The sequence below is a fragment of the Nonomuraea montanisoli genome (genome assembly GCF_013363975.1).
Taxonomy (GTDB): Bacteria; Actinomycetota; Actinomycetes; order Streptosporangiales; family Streptosporangiaceae; genus Nonomuraea; species Nonomuraea montanisoli.
On sequence record NZ_JABWGN010000011.1, the window covers coordinates 368,522 to 393,805 of the forward strand.

The following is a 25,284-nucleotide window of genomic DNA, read 5'->3' on the forward strand; positions in this document are numbered from 1 at the left end:
GGGCGATCGACTGAAGCGTCCCACGAGTCGCCGGAGAAGATCCTTCTCACGTTCCGCCACCACCATGCGATTGCCAGCCGGGTCTTCGCCCTGATCGGCTGCGGCTTCAGCGGAAGTCGTCGGCGTGGTCCGCGGCCCACTGGGCGAAGGTGCGCGCCGGGGCGCCCGTGAGCTCCTCGACCGTGGAGGTCACCAGCCCGGAACGCGGACGGGTCCCGGCGGCGGCCAGCAGCGCCTCCACCAGCGCGGGCGGGCGGCCGTCGGCGAGCATGCGGGCCCGCGCCTCCTCCACGGGCACGCTCTCGAAACGCACCGGCCGCCCGAGCGCCTCCCCGATCGCGCGTACCTGATCGGCCCGGCCGATCACCTCGGGCCCGGTCAGCACGTACGTCGCACCCGCGTGCCCGTCCCCGACGAGGACCCGCGCCGCCACGGCCGCGACGTCACGCGGGTCCACCACCGCCGTCGGGGCGATCTCGGGACCGCGCACGACGCCCGCGGCGCGGATCTGGGCGGCCCACCCGCGCGCGTTGGACGCGATCGTGTCGGCCCGCAGCACGGCCCACTCCAGGCCGGACCGGGCGATCAGGGCCTCCATGTCGGCGTGGAGCTGGTTGATCAGGTCCGTCTGCCGCTCGGCCTGGTCGTCCACCCCGGACGACGAGAGGTAGACGACCTTCCGGACCTGGCGTCCCAGGACGTCGAGAACGGGCGGGGCGCCCTCGGCGGTGAGGAACGGCCAGATCAGGAACACCGTGTCCACCCCGGCCAGCGCCGGCGCCAGCGTGACCGGCTCGGCCAGGTCGCCTCGCGCCGCCTCGGCGCCTTCGGGGAGCCGGGCCGTGCCTGGGTCCCGCACGAGGGTCCGCACGGAGGTTCCGGCGTCCAGGAGCCGGGCGACGACGTGGCGGCCGACGTTGCCGGTGGCGCCGATCACGAGAATCTTGCTCATGCCCCAGGGCAGCCGTCCCTTGAACGCGGATATTCCGGACACGTTCCGAGCGAAGGGTCGAACCCCCGTTCCCCGGAACGGGGAATCCCCAGGACACGCAACTCCCAGGACACGGAACCGCCGTGCGCGGCCCCGCCGTGCGTGCCCCCCATACGCGGAACCCTCTGTGCGCGGCCCCCGTGCGCGGAACCCCCGAAACGCGTCGCCCCGGACGCCCGACCCCAGGACACAGAACCCCCAAGACGCAAGGCCCCCAGGAGGCGGGCCCGAAGGCGGGATCACTGGAAAGGCGGGCTCACCGAAAATGCGGCCGGAAGGTCGGGCCCACCGGAAGGTCGGGCCCACCGGAAAGTCGGGCCCACCGGAAAGTCGGGCCCACCGGAAAGTCGGGCCAGAAGGACGGAGTCACCAGAAAGGCCGGATCGCCGCCGATCACCGCCGATCACCGCGTCGCCGCTGATCACCGCCGGATCACCGCCGGATCAGCTGATCACCGCCGGATCACCGCCGGATCATCGGAAGGACCCGGCGATCTGGCGGGTGGCCACGTTGATCCGGTTCCAGGCGTTGATGGAGGCGATGGCCATCAACAGCGCCGCCAGAGCCGCCTCGTCGAACTGCGCCGCCGCCTCCTCCCAGACCTCGTCCTCCACGCCCTCCGGCCGGTCGGCGATGCGGGTGACCGACTCGGCCAGGGCGAGCGCCGCACGCTCGGCGTCCGTGTAGAACGGGGCCTCCCGCCAGGCGGCGACCGACCACAGCCGTTCGTCCGCGACCCCGCCGTCGCGGGCCTCGCGCGCATGCATGTCGACGCACAGGGCGCAGCCGTTGATCTGGCTGACCCGCAGCCGGACCAGGTCCAGCGTCTCGCGCGGCACGCCGCTGGCCCCCACGAACGCCTCCATCGCCGTCAGCGCCTGGTAGCCGCCGGAGGCGAGCTTGTACACGTTCGGCATCCGAGCCTGCATCTCTGATCTCCTCTACTTGGATATGCAATAACCAGAATTCGGCCACACGTCCGCGCAGCCCTCACGCACGACGTTCCTACAGCTCGCCGAACCGCTGCCGGGTCATGGCCGGAGTGCGCGGCGACCTGCTCTCCACCCGCGCCTGGAGGTCGGCCAGCGTCTGACCCGCCAGTTCCTTGCGCCAGGCCAGCTCCGCCCCGCGCATCGTCTGCGACACCACGCAAGCCTTGCGGTAGTCGACCGACTCGCTGCCGCCCGGCCCCCGCCGCAGGATCTCCTGGCACCGGAACGCCTCCTGCGGCCCCTCGATGGCCGTCACCACGTCCAGCACCGTGATCTCCTCGGGCGCTCGCGCCAGCCGGAACCCGCCGCGCGGCCCCGAGACCGACGTCACGATCCCGGCCCGCGCCAGCGCCTGCAACTGCTTGTTCAGGTACGCCGCGGGGAGGTCGTAGAAGGCCGCCAGCTTGGCCGCCGGCACCGCCTCGCCGGGCTCGGCCCAGGCCAGGTTGAGGCAGCTGTGCAGCGCCCACTCCACGCCCTCACCCATCTGCATATCCTGGATAATACACGTCCAGGATTACCCGCGCGAGCGCGCGGGCCGATCGCCGGCCCGCGGCTCGGCCGACGAATCACTACGAGAAGGACGAAGCCGCCGCCGGCCTCGTCCCCAGCGCCGCCTGCACGATGCGGATCGCCTCGCTCGCGTCGATGCCGACACTGGCGATCACGGCCGCGTACTCGGCGGCCGCCCGCCGGGCCCGTTCGCGGCCCTCCTCCCCCGCCGCCGACACGAACGAGCCCGCCCGCCCACGCGTCTCGATCAGCCCCGCCTCCTCCAGCTCCCGGTACGCCCGGCCGACCGTGTTGACGGCCAGGCCGAGGTCGGCCGCCAGGTGCCGGATCGTCGGCAGCCGGGATCCCACGGGCAGCGCGCCGTCCTGGATCTGGCGGGCGAGCTGGGCACGAAGCTGCTCGAACGGCGGAACGGGCGAACCCGAGTCGATGACGATCATCGGACGCCCATCACCCTCCGGGCCACCGCCGCGCTCGACGGGGTCCTGGCATGGATCGCGGCGCAAGCGGCCAGGCCCGCGAACATGAACAGGAGCGAGGCGACGTTCCACCATCCGGGCGCGGACCCGAACAGCAGCACCACGGGCAGCGCCCACAGCACGGCCGGGACGGCGACCTCCCGCGCGTCCTCGATCCGCATGATGACGTCCGCCGTCAGCGAGACCTCGTCCTCGGCCACGACCGGGCGCGCCAGCAGCTCACGCAGGTGCACGACGACGCCGGCACCGACACCGGCCAGGCCGATCAGCAGGACGGAGGCCGCGTGACGCACGGCGTCGTCCTGAATCGTCAGAGCGCTCACCGCCAGCACCAGCGCGCCGGCGAAGGTGGCGAGCGCCAGGGTCGCGAAGGGCCGGCCCAGCACGGCGCGCCAGCCGGGCTGGACGGGGTGGGCCGCCCGGCGCGACAGCGCCGCCCCGGCACGCCGGTCGACGCGCCGCACCCACCAGTCGAGCAGCGACCGCACGAGGAGCAGCCCGGCCATCACCGCCGCCAGGATCAGCAACGGCGCGGACCGGTGCGGCTGGAACCCGCCGAAGGCGGAGGTGGCGAGCCGGTCGCCCGCCTGCGCGAGCGCGGCCACCATGATGAGCACGGCGATGGCGACCTGATCGGCCAGCCGCGCCCGCCGCCGTACCGCCAGCCGCGTGGCCAGCAGCGGCGTCGGAGAGGCGTCGGGCAGACCGTGCCGCGCCAGCCAGGAGCCGGTCAGCCTCAGGTCGGCGGGGCTCACCACCGCTCCCGGCCCTGCCGACGGACCGGGTCCCGGCGACGATGTGCTTGCCATACCTCCCCCTTACGTCGCAACCTTTGTCTCAATAGGATGCGTCATTGCTTGCGACAAAGTCAACGCCGAACGCAGTCCTGAAGATCAGATGACGGACGCCATAAGCCCGGAGGAAGGAAACCGTAAGAGCCCACCGCCATCGTGGAGTCATCGGAAGCGAACACCGCCGACACCCGAATCCGGAAGGAAGCACCCCATGCGCAGGCTCATCCTCCAGGTCCAGACCACCGCCGACGGCTACATGTCCGGCCCGAACGGCGAGATGGACTGGCTGACGTTTCCCTGGACCGACGACATCAGCACCTACATCACGGACCTCACCCAGTCGGTCGGCTGCATCGTGCTGGGCCGCAAGCTCGCCGAGGGATTCATCCCGCACTGGGCGTCGCGGCCGGCGGGCGAGAGTCAGGAGGCCGTCGACTGGATGAACGACACGCCCAAGGTCGTGATCTCCGACAGCCTCGCGGAGTCACCTTGGGAGAACGCCGTCGTCGCGGGCGGCGACCTCGTCGAGACCATCGCCAAGCTCAAGGCCCAGCCGGGCGGGGACATGATCGTCTACGGAGGCGGCACGCTCGTGTCGAGCCTGATCGCCGCCGACCTGATCGACGACCTGCACCTGTTCGTCAACCCGACCGCGATCGGCTCCGGCATGCCCGTCTTCCCCGGCGGGGCGTACCAGCGGCTGCGCCTCGTGGACGCGCGGCCGTTCGAGTGCGGCATCGCGATGCTCCACTTCGAACCGAAGCGCTGAGGCGCACCGGCGTGGCGATGTCGACGGATCCCGCACGGCACAATGGCGGCTGTGACCCCCTTCGACGCAGTGCTCTGTGATCTCGACGGCGTGCTTCGCCAGTTCGACCACGCCGTGCAGGCCGACATCGAGGCCCGGTACGGCCTGCCCCTGATGCGCACGGCCTTCGACCCCGCCCTCATCAAGCCGGCCGTCCTCGGCGAGACGACCGAACGGGAGTGGGCCGACGCGATCGCCGTGGCGCTGGGCGACGACGAGCGGGCCCGGCAGGCGGTGGCCGAGTTCATGGAGGTGCCGTTCTGGGTGGATGAGGAGGTCAGGGCGCTGCTGGCGAAGGCGCAGGAGCACGTGCCGGTGGTGCTGGTGACCAACGCCATGGACACCGTGGAGGAGCACCTCGACCGGCTCGGGCTGACCTACTTCGCCGATGCCCTGGTCAGCAGCGCGCGGGTCGGAGTGGTCAAGCCGGACCGCCGCATCTACGAGATCGCCGCGGAACTGGCCGGTGCGGCGCCTGAACGGTGCCTGTTCGTGGACGACCGGCTGGAGAACGTGGAGGGCGCCAGGTCGCTCGGCATGACCGGTGTCCACTTCCGCACACCGGCCGACCTCGCGACCGCCCTGACCTGGTAGCGCCGCCCCTTCAAGCCGTACATGGCGCTGATCGCGGGTGCGCCTTACCGCCCGCGCTGTAGTTGCGGGGATACCCTTCCCGCCCGGCTGTTGTCGCGGGCCCGCCCGCGCTGTCGCTGCGGGCAGGGGCGGCGACGCTCGGGTGAGCGACACTCGGGTGAGCGACACTCGGGTGAGCGACACTCGGGTGAGCGACATTCGGATGAAGCTGCTTCGGGGATGCGCTCGTGAGGCGTGGCCGGAACTCATGGGGCCGGGCGAGTACGGGGGGAGCGCAGCAGCAGGACCGGCTGCAGGACAGGTGTCACGAGCTGACCTGCGGCACGGGTGCTCCTCCCGGTAAGGGGAAGGAGCCCCCTATGCTCATCGATCTCACCGGTAGGACAGCGCTGGTCACGGGGTCAACCCAAGGGATCGGGGCGGCCATCGCCACCGGCCTGGCCAGGGCGGGCGCCCGGGTGGCCGTCAACGGCCGGACGGCCTCGACCGTCGAGGAGGCCGCCGACCGGATCCGGAGTGACGTGCGGAAGGCGGACGTGGTGCCGCTGGCGGCCGACGTGGCCACCGAAGACGGTGCCGCCCACGTCGCCGAGGTCCTTCCCGAACTGGACATCCTGGTCAACAATCTCGGCATCTTCGGATCCCGGCCGGCGCTGGAGATCACCGACGAGGAGTGGCGGCGCTACTTCGAGGTGAACGTGCTGGCCGCCGTCCGTCTCACCCGCGCCTACCTGCCGGGGATGAAGGCCCGGTCGTGGGGGCGCGTGCAGTACGTCGCCAGCGACTCCGCGGTCGTCACGCCGGTCGAGATGATCCACTACGGCATGACGAAGACGGCCCTGCTGGCCGTGTCGCGCGGGTTCGCGAAGGAGGCGGCCGGTAGCGGCGTCACCGTCAACTCCGTCATCGCCGGTCCGACCCACACCGGTGGCGTCGAGGACTTCGTGTACGAGCTCGTCGACCGTGACCTGCCCTGGCCGGAGGCCCAGCGCGAGTTCATGCGGCTGCACCGGCCGCAGTCGCTGCTGCAACGACTGATCGAACCTGAGGAGATCGCCAACATGGTCGTCTACCTCAGCTCGTCGTACGCCTCGGCCACCACCGGCGGCGCGATCCGCGTCGACGGCGGCTACGTGGACGCGATCCTCCCGTAGGGTGACGCATCTTGCCCGCACTTCTCGGCGAAGCCTCACACGGTGCCCCCGCATCACCCCGAAGAGCCTCATGACGTGAAGGATCCGCCCGCGTTCAGCCGCGTGATCAGGGACAGGAGCCCCTGGCGGCCGTCGTGGGAACGCAGCCAGCGGTGCACCTGGCACGCGGACTTGGCGTACGTGGTGGCGTCCTTGCCGGCCGCGGCCAGCCATTGCTCCAGCGTCACGGGCAGCGGCCCCGTCGGCGGGGTCGTGCAGCGGTCACCCGCGGCCTCGGGACGCAGGTAACGAGGGTCGTCCGAGACCACCACCGCCAGCCCTTCGTCGAACCACTGCGGCACCTCCGCACCGGAGGCGAGGCGGGCGTGCAGCTCGACGTGGGACATCTCGTGGGACGCGATCACCGTGTCCAGCCCTCGGGGCGACAGCATGACGGACCGGTTGAGGATCGCGATGCCGCGCTCCTTCTTGCCGCCTATGCGGGCATAGCAGGCATCGGTCACGCAGACGAGCAGGCGGGGCGAGCTGAGCGGTGTGCCGTAGAAGCCCTCGATCCGGTCGCGGGCGGCCGCCACGGTGCGGTGGATCTGCTCCCGCTGCTCGCCGGACAGGCCCTTCTCCGCGTACACGCCGGGTTCCAGCTCGGTGAGGCCGTAGCAGCCGGGACAGGTGGTCGCGGCGACGGAGGGGTAAGCCACGGCGACCCCGGCCACGGCGGCGACGAGCAGCGTCGCCAGCGCCGCGGCGATCCGTGCCCACATCCTGCGGGACCTCTTGCGTGGGGCGTGCACTCCAGCCTCCTCCGTTCGACTCCTGGGCGGCGGATCCGGCTCAGATCAGGCCGGTCCGCCGGTGACACTCTCGCGTGTTTCCCCGGTCCGCGCGTCAGACCCTGGGCTGACATACCGAGGGCCGACAGGAGAAGGCTCGCTCTGAAGATCGTCCCGTATCCGCCACACCGCCGGGACCAGCAACGTGGCGACCGTGAGGACGACGCCCAGCCCCGCGCTCAGCGCGAGCACCGTGCCACCGCCCCACGCCGCCGCCAACGGCCCGGACACGCCCATGCCGATCGGCGCCGCCACCAGCGCCCCCAGCATGACGACCGAGCCGGCCCGCGCCACGACCCCCTCGGGCAGGCGGCGCGCCCGGGAACCGGTCGCCGAACGCGCCTCCCACCAGGGTGAGCGCGATCACCGGGACGCGGGTGCTCAGCACGACGATCCCCAGGTCCGCCGGGGACCCCGTGAGGTCGAGCACGGCGAACGCGAGGGCCAGCGGCGTCAGCGCGTCCCCGAAGGCCGAGGCGGTCTGGCCGAGGTAGTAGTGGCGGAAGGCCCGTACCGCGAGGGGAACCGCCATCGTCCGCAGCGACCTACGGCCGGGCTCGGTCACGAAGCGCCTCGTTCCCCCCGGCAGGCGTGGGCGACCGCCGGGTCAGGAGCTGGATCGGGATCTGGACGGCATCGTGACAGGCCCCACCGACACTTCCGCACGCGCGCCGCCGGTTCGCGGGGCGAAGAAACACGGAGCGTCATAACCGCCATCGAGCCGCATAGCAGGACATCCACCTGTCAAGGGGGACAAGATGCGGCATCGTCGTCAGCGCTCCGTCAGATGAGGATCGCTCCTCGTTAAAGCCCAAATTTCCCCACAAGTTATCGGCGGCCACTACCATCACTCAGCGTGTCACCTGAGCCGCACCCCACCACCGCCGTCTTCGTCGACCAGAGCGGCCGTCGCCGACGGCTGGTCATGGTGCTCGGGATCGTGTCGAGTCTGCTGGCCATCGGGGTGCTGGCCGTCGTGATCGGCGGCGCGTTCTCCCGTACGACGCTGTCGGTCAGCGGATGGCCGGGCGACCAGCCGGAAGGCGTCGGCGCCTCCGCCTCGTCCCACCGCTCCCCGACTCCTCGCACCGGCTCGACCAGGCGCCCGACGCCCTCGCCCGTCCAGGCACGGGCCACTCCCACGCCCACGAGGACCGCCACGCCGTCCCGGCGGCCGACGCCCAAGCGGAGCGAGACGCGGCGCCCCACCCCCCGCCAGGAGCCGACCGAGCGGCCGGAGCCGTCCGAGGAGCCCACCACCGAGCCGACGCCCACGCCCACGCCCGGCGAGTCGACGGCCGACCCGACGCCCACCAGGCGGATCCCGCCGGGTCTCGACCCGGACCGGACGAAGGGCCCCAAGAAGTGACCGCCCAGGACGTCCGCGTCTGGCCCCCTCCGCCCGTCCCCGCCTGGCAGGACCCCGCCTCGGCCCGGCGTCCCGAGCGGCCACCGGGCCCCTTCCCGGAGTCCGCCGCCTTCCCGGAGTCCGCCGCCGGACGTCCCGAGCGCCCGCACGTCACCCTCCCCCAGCCCGCCGCCGGACGTCCCGAGCAGCCGCACGTCACCCTCCCCGAGGCGGCGGCCGCCAGGCGTCCCGCCGACCCGCGCGGCCACTGGTTCATGCTCGCCGTCGGCCTGCTGCTCGTCGCCGCCGCGCTCACCCTCAACGGGTACGTGACCGGCGTCACCGGCGAGACCCACGCCGCACCGCCCGCCACCGGCCGCCCCTCCGCCGAGCTGGCCAGGGCCCGGCGCGGCGGCCCCGTGCTGAACCTGACCGCCGGCGCCCCGTCCAGCGCCCGCCCGGCCGGCCGGACCGTCGCACTCACCTTCGACGACGGCCCCGACCCCACCTGGACCCCGCGCGTCCTGGACGTGCTGAGGAAGCACGGGGCCAAGGCGACGTTCTTCACCGTCGGCTCGAAGGTCGCCCAGTACCCCGAGCTGGCCCGGCGCATCGTCGCCGAGGGCCACGAGCTGGGCAACCACACCTACACGCACGCGGACCTCGCCTCCGTGCCCGGCTGGCGGCTCAGGCTGGAGCTGTCACTGACGCAGAAGGCGCTCGCGGGCGCCACCGGCCTGCACACGACGCTGGCCCGCCCGCCGTACTCCTCGACGCCGGCCGCGATCACCGTCCCGCAGTGGGACGGCATGCGGTCGCTGGCCGCCGAGGGGTACCTGGTCGCGCTGACCGACCTCGACACCCGCGACTGGGCCCGGCCCGGAACGGACCGGATCGCCGCCTCCGCGCTGCCCTCCCAGGGACGCGGGGCGATCGTCATGATGCACGACTCGGGCGGCGACCGGCGGCAGACCGTCGAGGGGCTGGACCGGGTCCTGACCGAGCTGTCGGGCAGGGGGTATCGGGCGGTCACGGTGACGGGCGCGCTCGGCATGCCCTCCGCCCACCGGCAGGCCGACGCCATGGACCGGTTCGCCGGCACCGTGCTGAACACCGCCCAGCGCACCGCCGGGGCCTTCACCGGGGCGCTGTCGTGGGTGCTGTTCGCCGCCGGCGCGCTGACGCTGGCGCGGCTGACGTTCTTCGCCGTCCTGGCGTGGGTGCACGCCCGCCGTACGCGGGGCGGGAAACGGCGGAAGGGACGCGCCCCCGTGTGGTCCGCGCCACCGCCCGTCACCGTGATCGTGCCCGCCTACAACGAGGCGGCCGGCATCCAGGCGACGGTGCGCTCGCTGGTGGAGACCGACTACCAGGGCGAGGTGGAGGTGCTGGTCGTCGACGACGGCTCCACCGACGACACCGCCGCCCTGGCCGCCGCGCTCGGGCACGCCGGCGTGCGGGTCATCCGGCGGCCCAACGGCGGCAAGCCCGCCGCGCTGAACACCGGTATCACGCAGGCCCGGCACGAGCTGATCATCATGGTGGACGGCGACACCGTCTTCGAGCCCCCCACCATCGGCCGGCTGGTCCGCCAGCTCGCTGACCCGTCGGTCGGGGCGGTCAGCGGCAACACCAAGGTCGGCAACCGGCGCGGCATGATCGGGCGCTGGCAGCACATGGAGTACGTCATCGGGTTCAACCTCGACCGGCGGGCCTTCGAGCTGCTCGACTGCATGGCCACCGTGCCCGGCGCGATCGGCGCGTTCCGCCGCTCGGCGCTGGTGGCGCTCGGCGGCGTCAGCTCCGACACGCTGGCCGAGGACACCGACCTCACCATGGCGCTGTGCCGGTTCGGGTGGCGCGTGGTCTACGAGGAGCGGGCGCTGGCCTGGACCGAGGCGCCCACGTCGCTCGGCCAGCTCTGGAAGCAGCGCTACCGCTGGTGCTACGGCACGCTCCAGGCCATGTGGAAGCACCGGCGCGCGGTGCTGGAGCGCGGGCCGTTCGGCCGGCGCTGCCTCGGCTACCTCGCGATGTTCCAGATGGTGCTGCCGCTGCTGGCCCCCGTCGTCGACCTCATGGCGGTCTATCGCACCGCTCTGGGCGACCCGCTGCCGGTGGTGGCGGTGTGGGCGGGGTTCGTGGTGGCCCAGGCGCTGACCGGCTGGTACGCGCTGCGTCTCGACGGTGAGCGCGCCTCCGCGCTGTGGGTGCTGCCGTTGCAGCAGTTCGTCTACCGGCAGCTCATGTACCTGGTGGTGATCCAGTCGGTGGCGACGGCCGTCCTGGGCGTACGGCTGCGCTGGCACACCATCCGCCGCGAGGGCACCTTCGGCGGCGCCGCGTCCGTTCCCCAGGGCTGACCCGCAGGGCCCCAGGGCTGACCCGCAGGGGCGCCAGGGCTGAGCCGCAGGGCCGGTCAGGGGACGGGCAGGCCGGTGGACGGCTCGACCACGGCCACGAAGACGTCGCCGTTGCCGGGCGCGGAGCCGTCCGCCGGGGCGCCGTAGGTCAGGCCCGAGACGGCCACCTTCCCCGCGGGGGTGGCCGCGGCGTACAGGTCGGGCTCGGAGAACGGATCGACCGCGTCGTCGCGCGCCGTGCCGAACTGCGCGGCGGCCCGCCGCTGTCCCCTGCCGTCCAGGCGTACCGTCAGGACGTCGGCGCCGCCCGCCATCACGCCCACCCGGCCCCTGGTGTAGCCGACGACCTCGACCTCGCCGCCGGGCAGGGACACCACGGCGGCCCCCTCGTCGGCGGCGGGGGTGGCGAGGGCGGCGGTCCAGCGCTGCCGGCCCGTGCCGGTGTAGGCGGCGGTGAGCAGGTCGCCGCCACTGGCGCCGGTCGCGACGGCCAGGCCCGCGGTCGTGACGGTCACGGCGTTCAGCCGGTCGTCACCCGGGCCGCCGGCGCTCGTCGCCCACCGCCTGACGCCGTCGGGCGCGTACCCGGCGATCCAGCCGTCGAGGCCGCCCAGCGCGCTCGTGCCCGGAAGGGAGGCGGTGGTGCTGCCGGTGACGTAGACGCCGGAGGTGTCCGCAGCCACGCCGTACGCCTTGTCCTCGCCCGCCCCGCCGTACTGGCGGACCCAGGAGAGCCGGCCGTCGGAGGTGAGGCGGGCGAGCAGGGCGTCCTTGTCGCCGCTGTTCGGGCCGTCGAGCGTGCCCTTGGTGTAGCCGGCCACGTACGCGCCGCCGTCGGGCGCGGCGGTCAGGCCGTAGAGCCGGTCGGCCACGGCGGGATCGCCGAACTGGGTGATCCACCGTACGGTCCCGTCCGCGTCGAGCCGGGCCACGAACGCGTCGTCGGCGGCGTTGCCGGGATGCCGGCCGTCCAGGTCGCCCTTGGTGTACCCGGCGGCGAGCACGCCGCCGTCGGGCAGCGCCGCCACGCCGTACAGGCGCTCGTCGGCGGCGGTGCCGAGCCGGCGCGTCCAGCTCCGCGTCCCCGTGCTGGCGAGCACGGCGTCGAGGCGGCCGCCGTACGGCTGGCCCGCCACCGGACCGCCGGCCGCGAACCCGGTGGTGACCGTGCCGTCGGCGTGGGCCGCGACGCCGCCGGCCCAGTCGGCGGCGGCCGTGCCGAGCAGCGGGCCGGGCAGGCCCGCCGGGGGCGTGACGCTCAGCGCCGGGCCCAGCTCGGCCATGGCCTGTTCGAAGGCGGGCGACCAGACGGTCCAGTCGTGGCCGCCGTCGAGGACGCGGAACTGCGCGGAGACCGCCGGTGACCTGCGGGCGGCGTTGTAGAGGGCGGCCGACTCGAAGTCCAGGTCGTGGTGCGCGTCGGCGGGCGCCGGATTGGCGTACTCGTCGTCGCCGACGGCCACGAAGAGCCGCACGGGCCGGTCGGGGTCGAGCTTCGGCAGCAGGGCCGGGTAGTTGAGCCCCTGGTACACCTCGTCGGCGAACTTCTCCTCGCCCCGCCCGAACGCCCCGTAGTCGCGCGCGGAGGAGTCGGACGGCGGCAGCGGCGTGTAGACGGCCGGGCTGAGGACCATGGCCGAGCCGAACAGGTCCTGGTGGGCCAGGGCGAGGCGCAGCGCCCCGGCGCCGCCCATCGAGTAGCCGCCGACCAGGCGGGCCTCGCGGATGGGCGCCGTGCGGTAGGTCGCGTCCACGTACGCCACCAGGTCGCGCGTCAGGGCCGTCTCCACCGGGCGTCCCGGCAGGTCGGAGCCGGTGTACCGGCTGTCGACGTACCAGCTTCCGCGCTCGCTCCACGGGGCGTCCGGCATGACCGCGATGACGGGCGGTATCCGCCTGGTCCGGATCATCTGGTCGAGGGTGTCCTTGACCCGGGTCCACGCCTGCATGGTGTCGCCCCGGCCGTGGAGCAGGTACAGCACGGGGTGACGCTCGCCGCCGGTGTCGTAGCCGTACGGCAGGTAGAGGTTGAAGGCGATGTCCTCGCCCAGGGCCTCGGACGGCGCTGACCCCGTGGTCAGGGTCCCGCCCTTCGGCGCCGTCACGTCGGCCTCGCCGGGCACGGCCAGCAGGAGGACCAACACGAGGGCGGCCAGCATCCCGGCGCCGCTCCACCTGGGCATGAGCATCTCCCGTAAACGTTTACAGCTCGGGCGTTCACTGTTGCAGGAGAGTTTCATGGTGCCGGAGGTACGGTGTCAACGCCGTGGATCGTCCGACTTGCGCAGTTTGGAGAGCCCGCTGGGGCACAATGGGGCCGAGTGAGCACCCCCCACACCAGCGTCCGAGGGCACCAGGACTTCCGCCGGCTCTGGACGGGCTCCGCGATCAGCCAGCTCGGGTCGGCCGTGGGCATGGTGGCGCTGCCCGTCGTCGCCGTCACGGTCGTGAACGCCTCCGCCTTCCAGGTCGCCCTCCTCACGGCGCTGACCGCGGCCACCACCGCGCTCCTGGCCTTCCCCCTCGGCGGCCACGTCGAGTACCGGCGCAAGCGCCCGACGATGATCGCGACCGACGTCACCAGGTTCGCCTGCCTGGCGAGCGTCCCGGTCGCCGCGTTCGCCGGCGTCCTGACGTTCGCGCAGCTGTGCGTGATCGCCGTGGTCAACGCCGCGTGCCAGATCGCGTTCACGGCGGCGTCGCAGGCGCACCTCAAGGCACTCGTCTCCGCCGACCGTCTGGTCGACGCGAACAGCCGCCTGGAGTCGACGCGCTGGCTCAGCGTCTCGGTCGGCCCGTCCGTCGGCGGCGCGCTCGTCGGAGTGCTCACCGCCGTGGGCTCGCTGGCCGTGGACGCGGTGTCCTTCCTGTTCGGCGCGCTGGCCGTCAGGACGCTGCGCGGCCCCGAGCCCGCCCCGCCGGTACGGGACCGCCGCGCCTCGTGGCGGGAGGAGCTGTTCGCCGGCTGGCGCTTCGCCCGGGAGCATCCGGCCATCCGGCTGATCCTGATCAGCTGGGTGACCTTCGCGGGCGCCAGCTCGATGGGGGCGGCCGTCTCCGCCGTGTTCTACCTGCGTGAGCTGCGCTTCGAGGCCTGGCAGTACGGGCTGCTGATGGGCGTGCCCTCGCTGGGCGGCTTCGCCGGCGCCAGGCTGGCGCCGCGGCTGGTGGCCCGGCTGGGCGCGGTGCGCGCTCTGTGGTGGGCGAGCATGCTGCGCGGCCCCTGGTACTTCCTGATCCCCGCGGCCGTGCCGGGGCCCGTCGGCCTGCTGATGTGCGGGTTCGGCTTCGGCATGGTGCTCCTGTTCGCCGGGGCGGCGAACTCGACCATGACGAGCTACCGCCAGGCGCAGACCCCCGACCACCTGATGGCCCGGGTGGCCGCCCTGTGGTCGTTCGCCACGACGGTCACCCAGCCCCTGTTCATCCTGCTCGGCGGGCTGGTCGCGACCTGGGCGGGCGCGCGGGCTTCCCTGTTCGCCGCCGCGGGCGTGATGGCGGCGGCCGCGCTCGTCCTGCCACGCGAGTGAGTCGCGCTCGTCCTGCCACGCGAGTGAGCCCGTGCCGCGGCGCGGCTCAGCCGGAGCCCCGGTCCGGCGCGGTCGCGGCGCGGTCGAGGCGGTCGCGGACCTCCCGCAGGACCGGGACCAGCTCCGGCGGATCCAGCACCTCGAAGTCGAACCCCTTCACCGCCACGTGCACCGCCAGCTCGCGCAGCGAGTTCGAGCCGGCCGTGAACAGGCACGTACGCGCGTCCACGGCCTCCAGCCGTCCCGCGGCGGGCGACGTGCGCGGCGCCACCGCCTCCAGCGGGGCGTGGAAGAGGACGCGGGCCTGATACCGGTAGGGCGCCGAGGTGATGGCGTGCGAGACGTGGGCCGCCGCGTCCTCGCCGGACGGCATCCGCGGGGTGAAGCGCGCCCCCGGCGGCCCGAGCGGCTCCTCGATCCGGTCCACCCGGAAGGTACGCCAGTCGTCCTTGGCCACGTCCCAGGCCACCAGGTACCACCGGCGCGGCGTGTGCACCAGCCGGTGCGGCTCGACCTCGCGCGAGGTCACGCCGTCGCGCCCCCGGTGGCGCAGCCGCAGCCGACGCCGGTCGCGGCACGCGGCGGCGATCGCGGCCAGCAGGTCGGCGCTCACCTCCGGATCGGCCGCCCCCGGCAGCGGTACGGTCGCCGCGCGGAACGCCTCCACCCGGTGCCTCAACCGTGAGGGCAGGAGCTGCTGGAGCTTGGCCAGCGCCCGCACCGCCCCCTCCTCCAGGCCGGCGACGCTGCCCGTCGCGGCCGTGCGCAGGCTGATCGCCACGGCCACGGCTTCCTCGTCGTCGAGCAGCAGCGGCGGCAGCGCGGCCCCCACCCCGAGCCGGTACCCGCCGGCCACCCCCGGGGTGGCGTCCACCGGATAGCCGAGCTCGCGGAGCCGTTCGACGTCGCGGCGCACGGTGCGCAGGCCGACCCGCAGCCGGTCGGCGAGTTCGGCGCCGGTCCAGTCCGTACGCGCCTGCAGCAACGACAGCAGGCGCAGCAGCCGCGCGGAGGTCTCCAACATGACCATCATTGTGGCCGCCATTGGTGCCCGAACCTGACACCAATGGCTCCTACCGTGACGGGCATGACGAACATGGAGATCCAGCCGTACCGCGTCGAGATCCCGCAGGCCGACCTCGACGATCTGCGGGAGCGGCTGCGCCGTACCCGCTGGGCGCCCGAGGTGCCCGGCACCGGCTGGGAGCGCGGCGTTCCCACCGGATACCTCCGGGACCTCGCCACCTACTGGGCCGACGGCTTCGACTGGCGCGGCCAGGAGGCGGCGCTCAACGCGTACCCGCAGTTCACCACCACCGTGGACGGCGCGCAGGTGCACTTCCTGCACGTGCGCTCCCCCGAGCCCGAGGCCACCCCGCTCCTGCTCCTGCACGGATGGCCCGGCTCGGTCGTCGAGTTCCTCGACCTCATCGGCCCGCTCACCGACCCCGTGGCCCACGGCGGCGAGGCCGCCGACGCCTTCCACCTGGTGATCCCGTCGCTGCCGGGGTACGGCTTCTCCGGCCCGCTCCCCGGCGCCGGCTGGACGGACGGCCGCACCGCCGCGGCGCTGGCGGAGCTGATGTTCAGGCTCGGGTACGACCGGTACGGCGTGCAGGGCGGCGACGTCAGCGCGTTCATCGCGCCGCTGGTGGGACGCGCCGCGCCGGACAGCGTCATCGGCGTGCACGTCAACGGCCTGCTCACGTTCCCGAACGGCGATCCGACGATCATGGGTTCGCTGACCGAGGCCGAGCGTGGGCGGCTGGCCGCGATGAAGGAGTGGCAGGAGAAGCTGGGCGCGTACATGCAGGTGCAGGGCACGCGTCCGCAGACGGTCGCGGCCGCGCTGCACGACTCCCCCGCCGGTCAGCTCGCCTGGATCGTGGAGAAGTTCAAGGACTGGACGGACCCGGCCGCCGAGCTCCCCGAGGACGCGGTGGACCGGGACCGGATCCTCACCGACGTGAGCGTCTACTGGTTCACCGGCACGGCGGGCTCGGCGGCGCACACCTACTACGAGCGGTTCAACGACCCCACCATGTGGGCGCCCAAGGAGCGCGGGACGGTGCCGACCGCGGTGGCGGTGTTCCCCACGGACTTCTCGGTCCGCCCGCTGGCCGACCAGGTCCACGACGTGGTCCGGTGGACGGAGTTCGACCGGGGCGGCCACTTCGCGGCCCTGGAGACCCCCGACCTCGTGGTCGCCGATCTCCGGGCGTTCTTCCGCGCCCAGGCCTGAGGACGCGCTCCGAGCCGGGCTTCACCGGGGACGGCGGGCGCCGAGGCCGGCGTCGCGGGCGCGGGCCACCGCCGCCGACCGGTCGGAGACGTGCAGCTTGGCGAAGATGTTCGACACGTGGTTGCGCACGGTCTTCTCGCTCAGCACCAGCCGCTCGGCGATGGCCTGGTTGTTGAGGCCGGTGGCGACCAGGTCGAGGATCTCCACCTCGCGCTCGGTCAGCTCGGGCAGCGGGCGGGCGCGGGCGGACGGCGCCGCGAGGGCGGCCAGCACGCGGCTGCCCGTCGAGGCGCCGAACACCACCTGGCCGGCCGCCACCGCCCGCACCGACCGGACGATGTCCTCCCCCGTCGACTCCTTCAGCAGGTAGCCGCGGGCGCCGGCGCGGATCGCGGCCATGACCGTCTCGTCGTCGCTCAGCATGGTCAGCGCCAGCACCGCCACCCCGGGATGCCGCGCGACGATCCGGGACGTGGCCTCGACACCGCTGATGCCGGGCAGGTGCAGGTCCATGAGCACCACCTCGGGCGCCGTCTCGCCGGCCAGCTCGACGGCGGCCTCGCCGGTGCCCGCCACGGCCACGACGTCCATCTCCGGCAGCTCGCCCAGGAGCGCGACCAGCCCCTCGGCGAACACCGGATGGTCCTCCACCACCAGCACCCTGATCATCAGGCCGCCAGCGGGAGCCGGACGAGCAGGTGCGTGCCCGGACCGTCGCCGGTGAGCAGCTCGAAGGTGCCGTTCAGCTCCTCCGAGCGGCGCCGCATCGAGGTCAGGCCGAAGCCGCGCCGGGCGGGCGCGCCGACGCCCACGCCGTCGTCGCGCACCCGCAGCTCCAGGGTGTCCGTGGCGCTCAGCGTGACCGTGCACCGGGAGGCCATGGCGTGCCGTACGGCGTTGGTCAGCGCCTCGGCCGCGATCCGGTAGGCGGCCAGCTCGACCGGGGGCGGCAGCGCGGGCAGGTCGGGCGGGACCCGCACCTCGACCGTGAGGTCCCCGGCGAAGCCCCGGCCCAGCTCGGCCAGCGCCCCGGCCAGGCCCAGGTCGTCCAGGGGCGGCGGGCGCAGGTCGTTGACGATCGTGCGGACGTCCTCCACCGTGGCGCGGATCCGCTGGGACAGCTCGCTCATCACCTTCTTGGCCTTCTCGGGGTCGGTGTCCACGAGCCGGCGTCCGCGGTCGGTCTGCAGCGCGAGGGCGGCCAGGCCGGGGCCGAGCCCGTCGTGCAGCTCGTACAGCAGGCGGTCGCGCTCCTCCTGGCGGGCGGCCAGCATCCGCCCGTGGGACCGCTCCAGGTCCGCGCCGAGACGATGGGCGTGCACGGCCACCGCCACGTGCGGGGCCAGCTCCCCCATCAGCCCGCGGTCCTTGGGGCGCAGCCGCTCGCCCAGCAGCAGCGTGCCGACGCGCTCTCCCCGATGCAGCAACGGCATGCTCTCGGCCACCTCGCCGGGACGGCCCGAGGACGCCACGACCACGCCCGACTCCTCGACCGCCACGTAGTGGACGCGCAGCACCCTGCCGACCTCCGCGGCCATCCGGTCCAGCAGCTCGCCCGGCGAGCCCGCGTCGGACAGCCGCGTGCCGAGCCGCCGCAGCGCCCGCGCCGGGTCCTCCCGCTCGCCGTACACCAGGCGGTTGGCCGCGGCCAGGACCCGTACGTACAGGGGATGCACCACGAGCGCCACGAGCACGGCCGACACGCCCGGGCCGAGCACCCCGCCGAGCGTGAAGGCGACCAGCGCGTACGTCCCCAGCAGCGCCACGCTGAGCGCCCCGAACGCCAGCGCCCGCGACAGCAGCAGGTCCAGGTCCCACAGCCGGTGCGCCACGATCGCCACCGACACCGCGACCGGCAGCGGCACGGCCGCCGACGCGATCACGACCGCGCCCCAGGGCGCCGCCAGGGCCACCCCCGCCAGGGCGACCGTCAGCAGCGCGGCGGCCAGCACCCACTGGAGCCTCCGGCGCACCTCCTCGCCGGAGGACCGGTACCGGACGGTGAGCGAGGCGACCGCGGCCACCACGGCGCCGGCCGTGCACACGGCGACGGGCGCGTCCAGGACGTCGGGAAGGCCGCGCAGACCGGCCAGCACTCCCGCGTAGCCGGCGGGGAACATGCCCGGGACGTTCTCGTAGGGCACCGGGCGCAGCATCCAGTCCAGCGTGTTCGCCACGATCGCGACGACCGCCACCGCCATCGCGGGCCGCCAGCGGCGCGAGGGCAGCCGCCCGTCCGGGAAGAGCAGCAGGAAGACCGTCGGCACGACGAGGTAGGCGGGCATCCACAGCCAGTTGGACACCCACATCGCCCAGTCGTCCCCCGGCAGGCCCCCGCTCTCGTTGATGCCCAGCAGCCCGTACGCCCCGAGGGCCACCCCCAGACCCTGGGCCGCTCCGGTGAGCACCATCACCCAGCCCACCCGGCATCCCGGCCGCTGCGCCACCACGAACAGGCCGGGCACGCCGAACGACAGCGCCGCCACGGCGCGGAAGGCGTCGAAGCGTTCCACCATCCCCGTGACGCCCAGCGCGCGCAGCCGCGGCTCGACCGCCAGCGCGGCGACGACCAGGACGACGAGCAGTCCCGCCGCCACGGCGGCACGCCGAACCGACCTGTCCTTCATGAGGTGCATCGTCGCATCCGGCTGTCCCGCCGTCACGGGACGAGAAGTCCCGTCCGGCTCGGGACCGGCGGCTCATGACGCCCGGCGCCCGCCCGCCGCACCCTCGTGCTGAAGCGATGAGAGGAGAGAACATGTCCACCACCACTCACCCCGCCGGCCGGACGCTGAGGACCGCGCTGCTCGCCGGGGTCGGCCTGCTGCTCACCATGGACCTGGTCGGCGCGTTCGTCTCGCTGTCGGCCGGGCTGAACGCCACCTTCCTGGACGCGCTCGGCCCCCAGGCCCGCCTGTCCGCGCCGATCCCGATGATGGTCGCCCAGGTCGTGCTGGTCGTCGCGGCGACCGGCCGCCGCCGCGCCCTGGCCGTCCCCGCCGCGGGTCTGATGGTCGTCGCGGGAGTGCTCGCCTTCGTGTCCGGGTTCTACGACGGCGGGTACGCGGCCGAGCTCACGGCGGGCCAGCGGGTGTACCAGATCGCGCTGGTCTCGGCGCACCTGGGGGTGAGCGCGCTCGCGGCGGTCCGGCTGGCACGCCTGCTCCGCACCCGACCCTGAAAGTGGGCCACTAGCCCTGGGAGTCGGCCAGGAGGGCTCCCCGCCGTGCCCCGCGCGTGGAGACGAGCCCTCCCGCCAGGCCGCTCACGGCGCAGACCACCACCAGCCCGGCGTACTGCGGCAGGGAGTACGCGAACCACGCCTCGCCGGTCAGCGCCTTGCCCAGCGCGGCGAGGGACGCGGCGGCGATGCCCGTCCCGAGCAGCGCCCCGGCGGTCGTCACGATCAGCGTCTCCCAGCACACCATCCGGACGAGCTGCCCCGGCCCGGTCCCCACGGTCCGCAGCAGCCGGATCTCCTCGCTCCGTTCGTCCATCGTCATGGCCGTCGCGTTGAGCACCGAGATCACGGTGTAGACCACCGCGGACCCCACCAGCAGCGGCGCCGCCCACGCCGCCGGTCCGCTGCGGGTCACGCCCTCCGCCGCGTCGCTGGTCGCCACGGCGAACATGAAGGTGCAGGCGAGCGCCACGGTCAGCATGACCGGGGACGCGGCCGACATCGCCCGGCGCGGCTGGGTCACCACCGAGGACCCGGCCAGCATCCCGGCGCCCGGGTCGAGCACGGCCGCCACGGCTCCGAGCAGCAGGCCCAGCAGCCGCATCGCGACCGGCCCCAGCGCGGACGCGCCCACGCACAGCGCCATCGTCGCCCCCAGCCCGGTCGGCACCGCGTCCTTCGGCGTGAGCTCCGGCACCAGCCACAGCAGCACGACGCCCCCGGCCAGCGCCACCACTCCGGCGACCGCCCTCGGCCAGGGCAGCAGCCGCCGCTGCGCCGCGCTCTCCCGCAGCACCTCCAGCGGGCCCACCCGCACCGCCTTGCGCGCCGCGAGCCGCGCCGCCGGCAGCGTCACCGCCACCCCGACCACCGACGCCAGGACGAACGGCACCGCCGTGACCTCCACCGGGATGCCTCCCGGCGCCAGCCCGGCCATCCGCATGAGCGCCGCCATGAGAGCGGCGTACGGCACGGCCAGCGCGCAGCCCGCCGCGCTCGCCAGCACGCCGACCACCAGCGCCTCGACCGTGATGAGCCGCCGCACCTGACGCGGCGTCATGCCGACCGACCGCAGCAGCGCCCACGTCCTGCGCTGCCGCAGCACGTGCATGCTCAGCATGCCCGCGACCACGAAGACCGACACGAACCCCGACACCAGGGCGGACAGCACCAGCAGCCCGATGATGTCGTGCAGCTCGTCGCGCGTGCTCGCGCCGGCGACCACCAGGCCGTTTCCGCCCACCAGCGTCACGGCCAGCAGCACGGCCACGAACGAGGCCGCCAGGCCCGTCCGGTTGGTCCGGACGTTGTTCCAGGCGAGGACGAGGGTCACCGGCGGCCGCCCAGCCGCGCGCCGATCTGCTCGGCCGAGGGCCGGTACAGGACGTCGACGATCCGTCCGTCGGTCAGGAACAGCACGCTGTCCGCGCGCGCGGCGGCCTCCGGATCGTGCGTGACCATGACCACCGTCTGGCCGAACGCGTCGACCGCCTCGCGCAGCAGCGCCAGCACCTCGTGCCCGGTGCCGCGGTCCAGCGCCCCCGTCGGCTCGTCGGCGAACAGCACCTCCGGCCTGCCGAGCAGGGCGCGGGCGATCGCCACCCGCTGCTGCTGGCCGCCGGACAACTGCGCCGGCCGATGCCCTTCGCGCCCGGCCAGGCCGACCCGGTTCAGCAGCTCCCGCACGCGTGCCGGGTCGGGCCGCCGTCCGGCGAGCCTGCTCGGCAGGATCACGTTCTGCCAGGCGGTCAGCGACGGCACCAGGTTGAACGCCTGGAAGATGACGCCGACCTGGTCCCGCCGGAGCGTCGCCAGCTCCTTCTCCCCGAAGCGGGTGATGTCGCGCCCCGCGACCCGGACGGCCCCCGCGTCCGGCCGGTCCAGCCCCGACGCGCACTGCAGCAGCGTGCTCTTCCCCGACCCCGACGGGCCCATCACGGCGGTGAAGCTGCCGCGCCGGAACCCGACGCTGACCTGCCGGAGCGCGGCCACCTCCGTGGCGCCCTTCCCATATGTCCTGGTCACTCCCTCAAGGAGAACCGCATGATCATCCATGATCAGCAGCGTGCCGGACCGCCGCCGGGCCGCCCATCCGGCATCTCCCCGATGGGCCCCTGAAACCCACCTGACGCGCGGCCGGGAACATGGCACGGCCGGGCGGGCAACAACGGGTGTACCGATCCAGAGCCGAGAGGCCGCAGAATGAGCGAAGAGAGCCGGGCGGAGGCGGATGACGCCTCATGCATCGAACGGTCCCGGCGCGACCCCGAGGTGTTCGCCGAGGTCTTCCACCGGCACGCCTCGGACATCACCCGTTACGTCACGCGCCGGCTGGGTGAGGACGCCGCGGACGACGTGGTGGCCGAGACCTTCCTGGCGGCGTTCCGGCAGCGCCACGGCTACGACCTGTCGCACCCGAGCGCGCGTCCCTGGCTGTACGGGATCGCCACCAACCTGATGCGCCGGCACGTGCGCACCGAGGTGCGGCAGCTCCGCCTCGTGGAGCGCACCGGCGTCGACCCGGTGACGGCGTCGTTCACCGACCGCAGCGACGAGCGGCTCAGCGCCGAGGCGTCCCGGCGCCGGCTGGCGGGGGCGCTGGCCTCGCTGCCCAAGGGGCACCGCGACGCGTTGCTGCTGTTCACCTGGGCCGGGCTCAGCTACGCGGAGATCTCCGAGGCACTGGGCGTACGGCTCGGAACCGTGCAGTCGCGCATCAACCGGGCCCGGAACCGCCTGCGCGAGGAGCTCGGCGGGATCAACCCCCTGGCCACCGTCAGCGAGGAGACCGTCTGTGAATGAGATGACCCAGCTTGAGAGGTTCCGCGCGGAGGTTCCGCAGCCGGGCCCGGCACGCGTGCGCCGGCACGAGGAACGGCTGCTGGCCGCCATCGCGCGTGACGCGGGAGGGGCGCCGGAGCGCGGGCGGCGCACGCCCCGCCTGCGCCTGCTCGGTCTCGCGGCCGGCCTGGCCGCCGCGGTGACGGCCGGGGTGGTGGTCGTGGCCAGGCCGGGAGCCGAGGCCCCCCAGATCATCCACCCGATGCCGGTGGCGGCCTCCGAAGTCCTGGAGCGGGCCGCGGAGCACGCGAGCCGGGCGCCGGAGCTGCATCCCGAGCCCGGTCAGTTCCTCGTCTTCGAATCGCGGACCATGAACCCCTCCTACGGCACCGACCGCTACCTGTACCGCACCTGGCGCAAGGTCTGGCTGCCCGTGCGGGGCGACGCGACGGGCGGGGTCATCGACGGGGAGAACCTGCCGCCCGAGCCGTTCCCCGGATGGCCCGTTCCCGCCGAAGCCTACGAGGGCGTCGGCCGCCGCAGCGGACCGGAGAAGCTCGCCGACTTCGACGATCGCGTCGAGTACCTGCGCTCGGACTACGACTACGTGAGCCGCCTGCCCACCGAGCCGCAGAAGATGTACGAGCACCTCTACACCGAGCTCGGCAACGGCCCGCGGGACGACGCCGAAGCCTGGAACCGGGTCCGCGGCCTGCTCACGGAGGCGTACCTGCCCAGGGCGCAGCGCGTCGCGCTGTTCCGCGCGGCGGCGGCCATCCCCGGCGTCACGACCGTCCGCCACGCCGTGGACGCCGCGGGCCGCACGGGCATCGCCGCCGCCAGGACCGACCCCGTCGCCGGCCGGCGCGACGAGTTCATCTTCGACCCGAAGACGTACCTGTATCTCGGCGAGCGGAGCGTGGTCACCGACGCCGCCAAGGCGGAGGCCCCGGTCGGCACGGTACTGACCTCGTCGGCACAGCTCAGCGTCTCGGTCGCCGACCATGCTCCGGCGGTGAAGGGGGACTGACTCAAATTGAGAGCGTGCTTGCAAAATATAGTACGCTCTCAAAATACGATCGATCCAGGACAACGGAGGTGGCCCGTCATGGGTGACGACGTCAGCGGCCTGCACCATGTGGGGCACATCGTGCGGGACATGAGCCAGGCGACGGAGCGGTACCGGCGGCTCGGCTTCACCGTGTCGGCACCCGCCTACCCCGTCCTGCCGCGCGTCGCGGGAGGCCCCGCCGAACCGTTCGGGGTGGCCAACAGCCACGTGCACTTCCCCGGCAACTTCGTCGAACTGGTGGCCGTCGTCGACGACGCCGGGGCCATGCCGGACGACGCCCGCCCGATCCCGCTGCAGGTCCCCGACAACAAGCTGCCAGGGCTGAGGGCGGCCATCGCCGCGACCGCCGCCAACATCACGGCCTTCCTCCAGCGCTTCCAGGGCCTGCACATCATGATCGCCGACACGCCGGACATCGACGGCGTCGCCGCGCGGCTGACCGCGGCCGGCGTCGGCCACGGCGGCGTGCACGCCGTCCAGCGGCCCGTCGAGACCGAGACCGGGACCGTGATGGAGCCCGCCCGCTACCTGGAGATCTCCGATCCCGAGCTGCCCGCCGGGCGCGTGCCGGAAGGCAGGATCGGCTTCGCCCAGAACACCCCTGCCGCGGCACCCCGGAACCAGCGGCACGCCGACCACCCCAACGGCGCCACCGGGCTGGTCGCATGCCTGATCTGCGTCGCCGACCCGGCGTCGCCCGAGCTGGAGCGCCGCTACGGCGCCTACTTCGGCGAGCCGCGGGACGGCCGCGAGACGGGTTTCGAGCGGACGACGGGTTTCGAGCGGGCGACCGGTTTCGAGGGGACGACCGGTTTCGAGGGGACGACCGGTTTCGAGGGGACGACCGGTTTCGAGGGGACGACCGGTTTCGAGGGGACGACCGGTTTCGAGGGGACGACCGGTTTCGAGGGGACGACGGGTTTCGAGCGGGCGGGCGTCGCCGTCGTGGCGGCATCGGCGCTCGCCGAGCTGCTGCCGGGCGAACGTCCGGCGGCCCTGCCGGCGTTCGTCGGCTACGCGGTGTCCGTCCGGGACATCGCGGTCACCGAGCGGCTTCTGCGCGACAACGGCGTCCCGGTCGCCCGCACCGGGTCAGGAGAGATGTTCGTGCCGGCCGACGCCGCGCTGGGCGCCGCGATCGTCTTCCGCCAGGAGACCTCGGTCTGACGTCGCCGGGCCGCGCACCATGAAGACGTCCACCGGGTCCTCGGCCTCGACCGTGAACCCGTGCCGCTCGTACAGCCGGCGGGCCGGGCTGCCCTGCAGCACGTTCAGCCGGACGACGGCGTTCTCGCGGTCGCACCGCTCCAGCAGCCGGCTCATCACGGCGGAGCCGATGCCCCTGCCGTGCAGATCCGGGTCCAGGTAGAAGTGTTCCAGCCAGTACGCGTCCTCGGCCGGCCGCAGCGCCACGCAACCGGCGAAGGCGCCGCCCACCTCGATCGTCCAGGTGTGCTCCGGCTCGAACGCGTCCCGCAGCCGCTGCCGTACCCGCTGCTCGTCGTACCTCCCGAGCCGTTCGAGATCCGGCCGCATCACCACGGCCCGCAGCTCCACCACCGCCTCGACGTCCGACAACAAAGCCGGACGAAGACCCCAATCCGCCATGATC

At 73.6% G+C, this 25,284-nt stretch carries 24 protein-coding genes; 11 read left to right on the forward strand and 13 right to left on the reverse strand.

The annotated features are described in order from the left end of the window. Positions 1 to 106: 106 nt before the first annotated feature. The 5 genes from HTZ77_RS29205 to HTZ77_RS29225 form a co-directional block, all read right to left on the reverse strand. Positions 107 to 952, reverse strand: coding sequence for an NAD(P)H-binding protein (locus HTZ77_RS29205; RefSeq protein ID WP_175593027.1), 846 nt, complete (start codon positions 950 to 952; stop codon positions 107 to 109). 512 nt (positions 953 to 1,464) lie between these two features. Continuing rightward, complete coding sequence (locus tag HTZ77_RS29210; RefSeq protein WP_175592899.1) at positions 1,465 to 1,920, reverse strand: carboxymuconolactone decarboxylase family protein; 456 nt, start codon at positions 1,918 to 1,920, stop codon at positions 1,465 to 1,467. A gap of 76 nt (positions 1,921 to 1,996) precedes the next feature. Next, positions 1,997 to 2,476 carry an RrF2 family transcriptional regulator gene (locus tag HTZ77_RS29215; protein WP_175592900.1) on the reverse strand — a complete coding sequence of 160 codons (480 nt, stop codon included), beginning with the start codon at positions 2,474 to 2,476 and terminating at the stop codon, positions 1,997 to 1,999. Positions 2,477 to 2,555: 79 nt separating this feature from the next. Continuing rightward, positions 2,556 to 2,936 carry a GntR family transcriptional regulator gene (locus tag HTZ77_RS29220; protein WP_175592901.1) on the reverse strand — a complete coding sequence of 127 codons (381 nt, stop codon included), beginning with the start codon at positions 2,934 to 2,936 and terminating at the stop codon, positions 2,556 to 2,558. Continuing rightward, on the reverse strand, positions 2,933 to 3,730 hold the full coding sequence (locus HTZ77_RS29225) for a hypothetical protein (protein WP_328808836.1): 798 nt from the start codon (positions 3,728 to 3,730) through the stop codon (positions 2,933 to 2,935). The genes HTZ77_RS29220 and HTZ77_RS29225 overlap by 4 nt, the downstream gene beginning before the upstream one ends. Positions 3,731 to 3,980: 250 nt before the next feature. Between HTZ77_RS29225 and HTZ77_RS29230 the strand changes: the two genes are divergently transcribed. The 3 genes from HTZ77_RS29230 (at position 3,981) to HTZ77_RS29240 (ending at position 6,325) form a co-directional block, all read left to right on the forward strand. After that, positions 3,981 to 4,538 carry a dihydrofolate reductase family protein gene (locus HTZ77_RS29230; protein WP_175592902.1) on the forward strand — a complete coding sequence of 186 codons (558 nt, stop codon included), beginning with the start codon at positions 3,981 to 3,983 and terminating at the stop codon, positions 4,536 to 4,538. Between the two features lie 51 nt (positions 4,539 to 4,589). Then, a complete protein-coding gene (locus HTZ77_RS48430; RefSeq protein ID WP_205303731.1) occupies positions 4,590 to 5,171 on the forward strand; it encodes an HAD family hydrolase in 582 nt (193 codons plus the stop codon). Positions 5,172 to 5,530: 359 nt separating this feature from the next. Beyond that, positions 5,531 to 6,325 (forward strand): SDR family NAD(P)-dependent oxidoreductase, encoded by a 795-nt coding sequence (locus HTZ77_RS29240; RefSeq protein WP_175592904.1) that lies wholly within the window; start codon positions 5,531 to 5,533, stop codon positions 6,323 to 6,325. 68 nt (positions 6,326 to 6,393) lie between these two features. On the opposite strand, the gene HTZ77_RS29245 is transcribed toward HTZ77_RS29240, so the two are convergent. Then, positions 6,394 to 7,086 carry a hypothetical protein gene (locus tag HTZ77_RS29245; RefSeq protein ID WP_205303733.1) on the reverse strand — a complete coding sequence of 231 codons (693 nt, stop codon included), beginning with the start codon at positions 7,084 to 7,086 and terminating at the stop codon, positions 6,394 to 6,396. A gap of 925 nt (positions 7,087 to 8,011) precedes the next feature. Here HTZ77_RS29245 and HTZ77_RS46720 point away from each other — a divergent pair. After that, positions 8,012 to 8,524 carry a hypothetical protein gene (locus HTZ77_RS46720; protein ID WP_175592906.1) on the forward strand — a complete coding sequence of 171 codons (513 nt, stop codon included), beginning with the start codon at positions 8,012 to 8,014 and terminating at the stop codon, positions 8,522 to 8,524. After that, on the forward strand, positions 8,521 to 10,866 hold the full coding sequence (locus HTZ77_RS29255) for a bifunctional polysaccharide deacetylase/glycosyltransferase family 2 protein (RefSeq protein WP_328808837.1): 2,346 nt from the start codon (positions 8,521 to 8,523) through the stop codon (positions 10,864 to 10,866). Before HTZ77_RS46720 ends, HTZ77_RS29255 begins: the two co-directional genes overlap by 4 nt. 56 nt (positions 10,867 to 10,922) lie before the next feature. Here the strand turns inward: HTZ77_RS29255 and HTZ77_RS29260 are convergent, their stop codons facing one another. Next, a complete protein-coding gene (locus HTZ77_RS29260; RefSeq protein WP_235995284.1) occupies positions 10,923 to 13,049 on the reverse strand; it encodes an alpha/beta hydrolase-fold protein in 2,127 nt (708 codons plus the stop codon). 138 nt (positions 13,050 to 13,187) lie between these two features. Between HTZ77_RS29260 and HTZ77_RS29265 the strand changes: the two genes are divergently transcribed. Next, the gene (locus HTZ77_RS29265; protein ID WP_175592908.1) at positions 13,188 to 14,396 is read left to right on the forward strand and encodes an MFS transporter; all 1,209 of its coding nucleotides are present in this window, start codon (positions 13,188 to 13,190) and stop codon (positions 14,394 to 14,396) included. A 46-nt stretch (positions 14,397 to 14,442) separates the two neighbouring features. Here HTZ77_RS29265 and HTZ77_RS29270 read toward each other — a convergent pair whose 3' ends face one another. Continuing rightward, a complete protein-coding gene (locus HTZ77_RS29270) occupies positions 14,443 to 15,420 on the reverse strand; it encodes a helix-turn-helix transcriptional regulator (RefSeq protein WP_175592909.1) in 978 nt (325 codons plus the stop codon). A 63-nt stretch (positions 15,421 to 15,483) separates the two neighbouring features. Between HTZ77_RS29270 and HTZ77_RS29275 the strand changes: the two genes are divergently transcribed. Next, positions 15,484 to 16,638: an epoxide hydrolase family protein gene (locus tag HTZ77_RS29275; RefSeq protein ID WP_175592910.1), complete on the forward strand. Its 1,155-nt coding sequence runs from the start codon at positions 15,484 to 15,486 to the stop codon at positions 16,636 to 16,638. 21 nt (positions 16,639 to 16,659) lie between these two features. On the opposite strand, the gene HTZ77_RS29280 is transcribed toward HTZ77_RS29275, so the two are convergent. Together HTZ77_RS29280 and HTZ77_RS29285 are read right to left on the reverse strand one after the other, a co-directional pair. Further along, positions 16,660 to 17,307: a response regulator transcription factor gene (locus HTZ77_RS29280; protein ID WP_175592911.1), complete on the reverse strand. Its 648-nt coding sequence runs from the start codon at positions 17,305 to 17,307 to the stop codon at positions 16,660 to 16,662. Then, positions 17,307 to 19,265, reverse strand: coding sequence for a sensor histidine kinase (locus HTZ77_RS29285; RefSeq protein WP_175592912.1), 1,959 nt, complete (start codon positions 19,263 to 19,265; stop codon positions 17,307 to 17,309). The genes HTZ77_RS29280 and HTZ77_RS29285 overlap by 1 nt, the downstream gene beginning before the upstream one ends. 131 nt (positions 19,266 to 19,396) lie before the next feature. Between HTZ77_RS29285 and HTZ77_RS29290 the strand changes: the two genes are divergently transcribed. After that, on the forward strand, positions 19,397 to 19,819 hold the full coding sequence (locus HTZ77_RS29290; protein WP_175592913.1) for a hypothetical protein: 423 nt from the start codon (positions 19,397 to 19,399) through the stop codon (positions 19,817 to 19,819). Positions 19,820 to 19,829: 10 nt separating this feature from the next. On the opposite strand, the gene HTZ77_RS29295 is transcribed toward HTZ77_RS29290, so the two are convergent. Both HTZ77_RS29295 and HTZ77_RS29300 read right to left on the reverse strand, forming a co-directional pair. After that, positions 19,830 to 21,152 carry an FtsX-like permease family protein gene (locus tag HTZ77_RS29295; RefSeq protein ID WP_175592914.1) on the reverse strand — a complete coding sequence of 441 codons (1,323 nt, stop codon included), beginning with the start codon at positions 21,150 to 21,152 and terminating at the stop codon, positions 19,830 to 19,832. Then, complete coding sequence (locus HTZ77_RS29300; protein WP_175592915.1) at positions 21,149 to 21,874, reverse strand: ABC transporter ATP-binding protein; 726 nt, start codon at positions 21,872 to 21,874, stop codon at positions 21,149 to 21,151. The genes HTZ77_RS29295 and HTZ77_RS29300 overlap by 4 nt, the downstream gene beginning before the upstream one ends. A gap of 147 nt (positions 21,875 to 22,021) precedes the next feature. Between HTZ77_RS29300 and HTZ77_RS29305 the strand changes: the two genes are divergently transcribed. From HTZ77_RS29305 to HTZ77_RS46725, 3 genes are all read left to right on the forward strand, one after another. Further along, a complete protein-coding gene (locus HTZ77_RS29305) occupies positions 22,022 to 22,621 on the forward strand; it encodes an RNA polymerase sigma factor (protein ID WP_175592916.1) in 600 nt (199 codons plus the stop codon). Between the two features lies 1 nt (position 22,622). Then, entirely contained in the window at positions 22,623 to 23,630 is a 1,008-nt protein-coding gene (locus HTZ77_RS29310) for a CU044_5270 family protein (protein ID WP_175593030.1), read from the forward strand. A gap of 78 nt (positions 23,631 to 23,708) precedes the next feature. Further along, complete coding sequence (locus HTZ77_RS46725; protein WP_235995285.1) at positions 23,709 to 24,839, forward strand: VOC family protein; 1,131 nt, start codon at positions 23,709 to 23,711, stop codon at positions 24,837 to 24,839. Here the strand turns inward: HTZ77_RS46725 and HTZ77_RS29320 are convergent. Continuing rightward, a complete protein-coding gene (locus HTZ77_RS29320; RefSeq protein WP_175592917.1) occupies positions 24,765 to 25,280 on the reverse strand; it encodes a GNAT family N-acetyltransferase in 516 nt (171 codons plus the stop codon). The genes HTZ77_RS46725 and HTZ77_RS29320 overlap by 75 nt on opposite strands. Between the last annotated feature and the right edge of the window lie 4 nt (positions 25,281 to 25,284).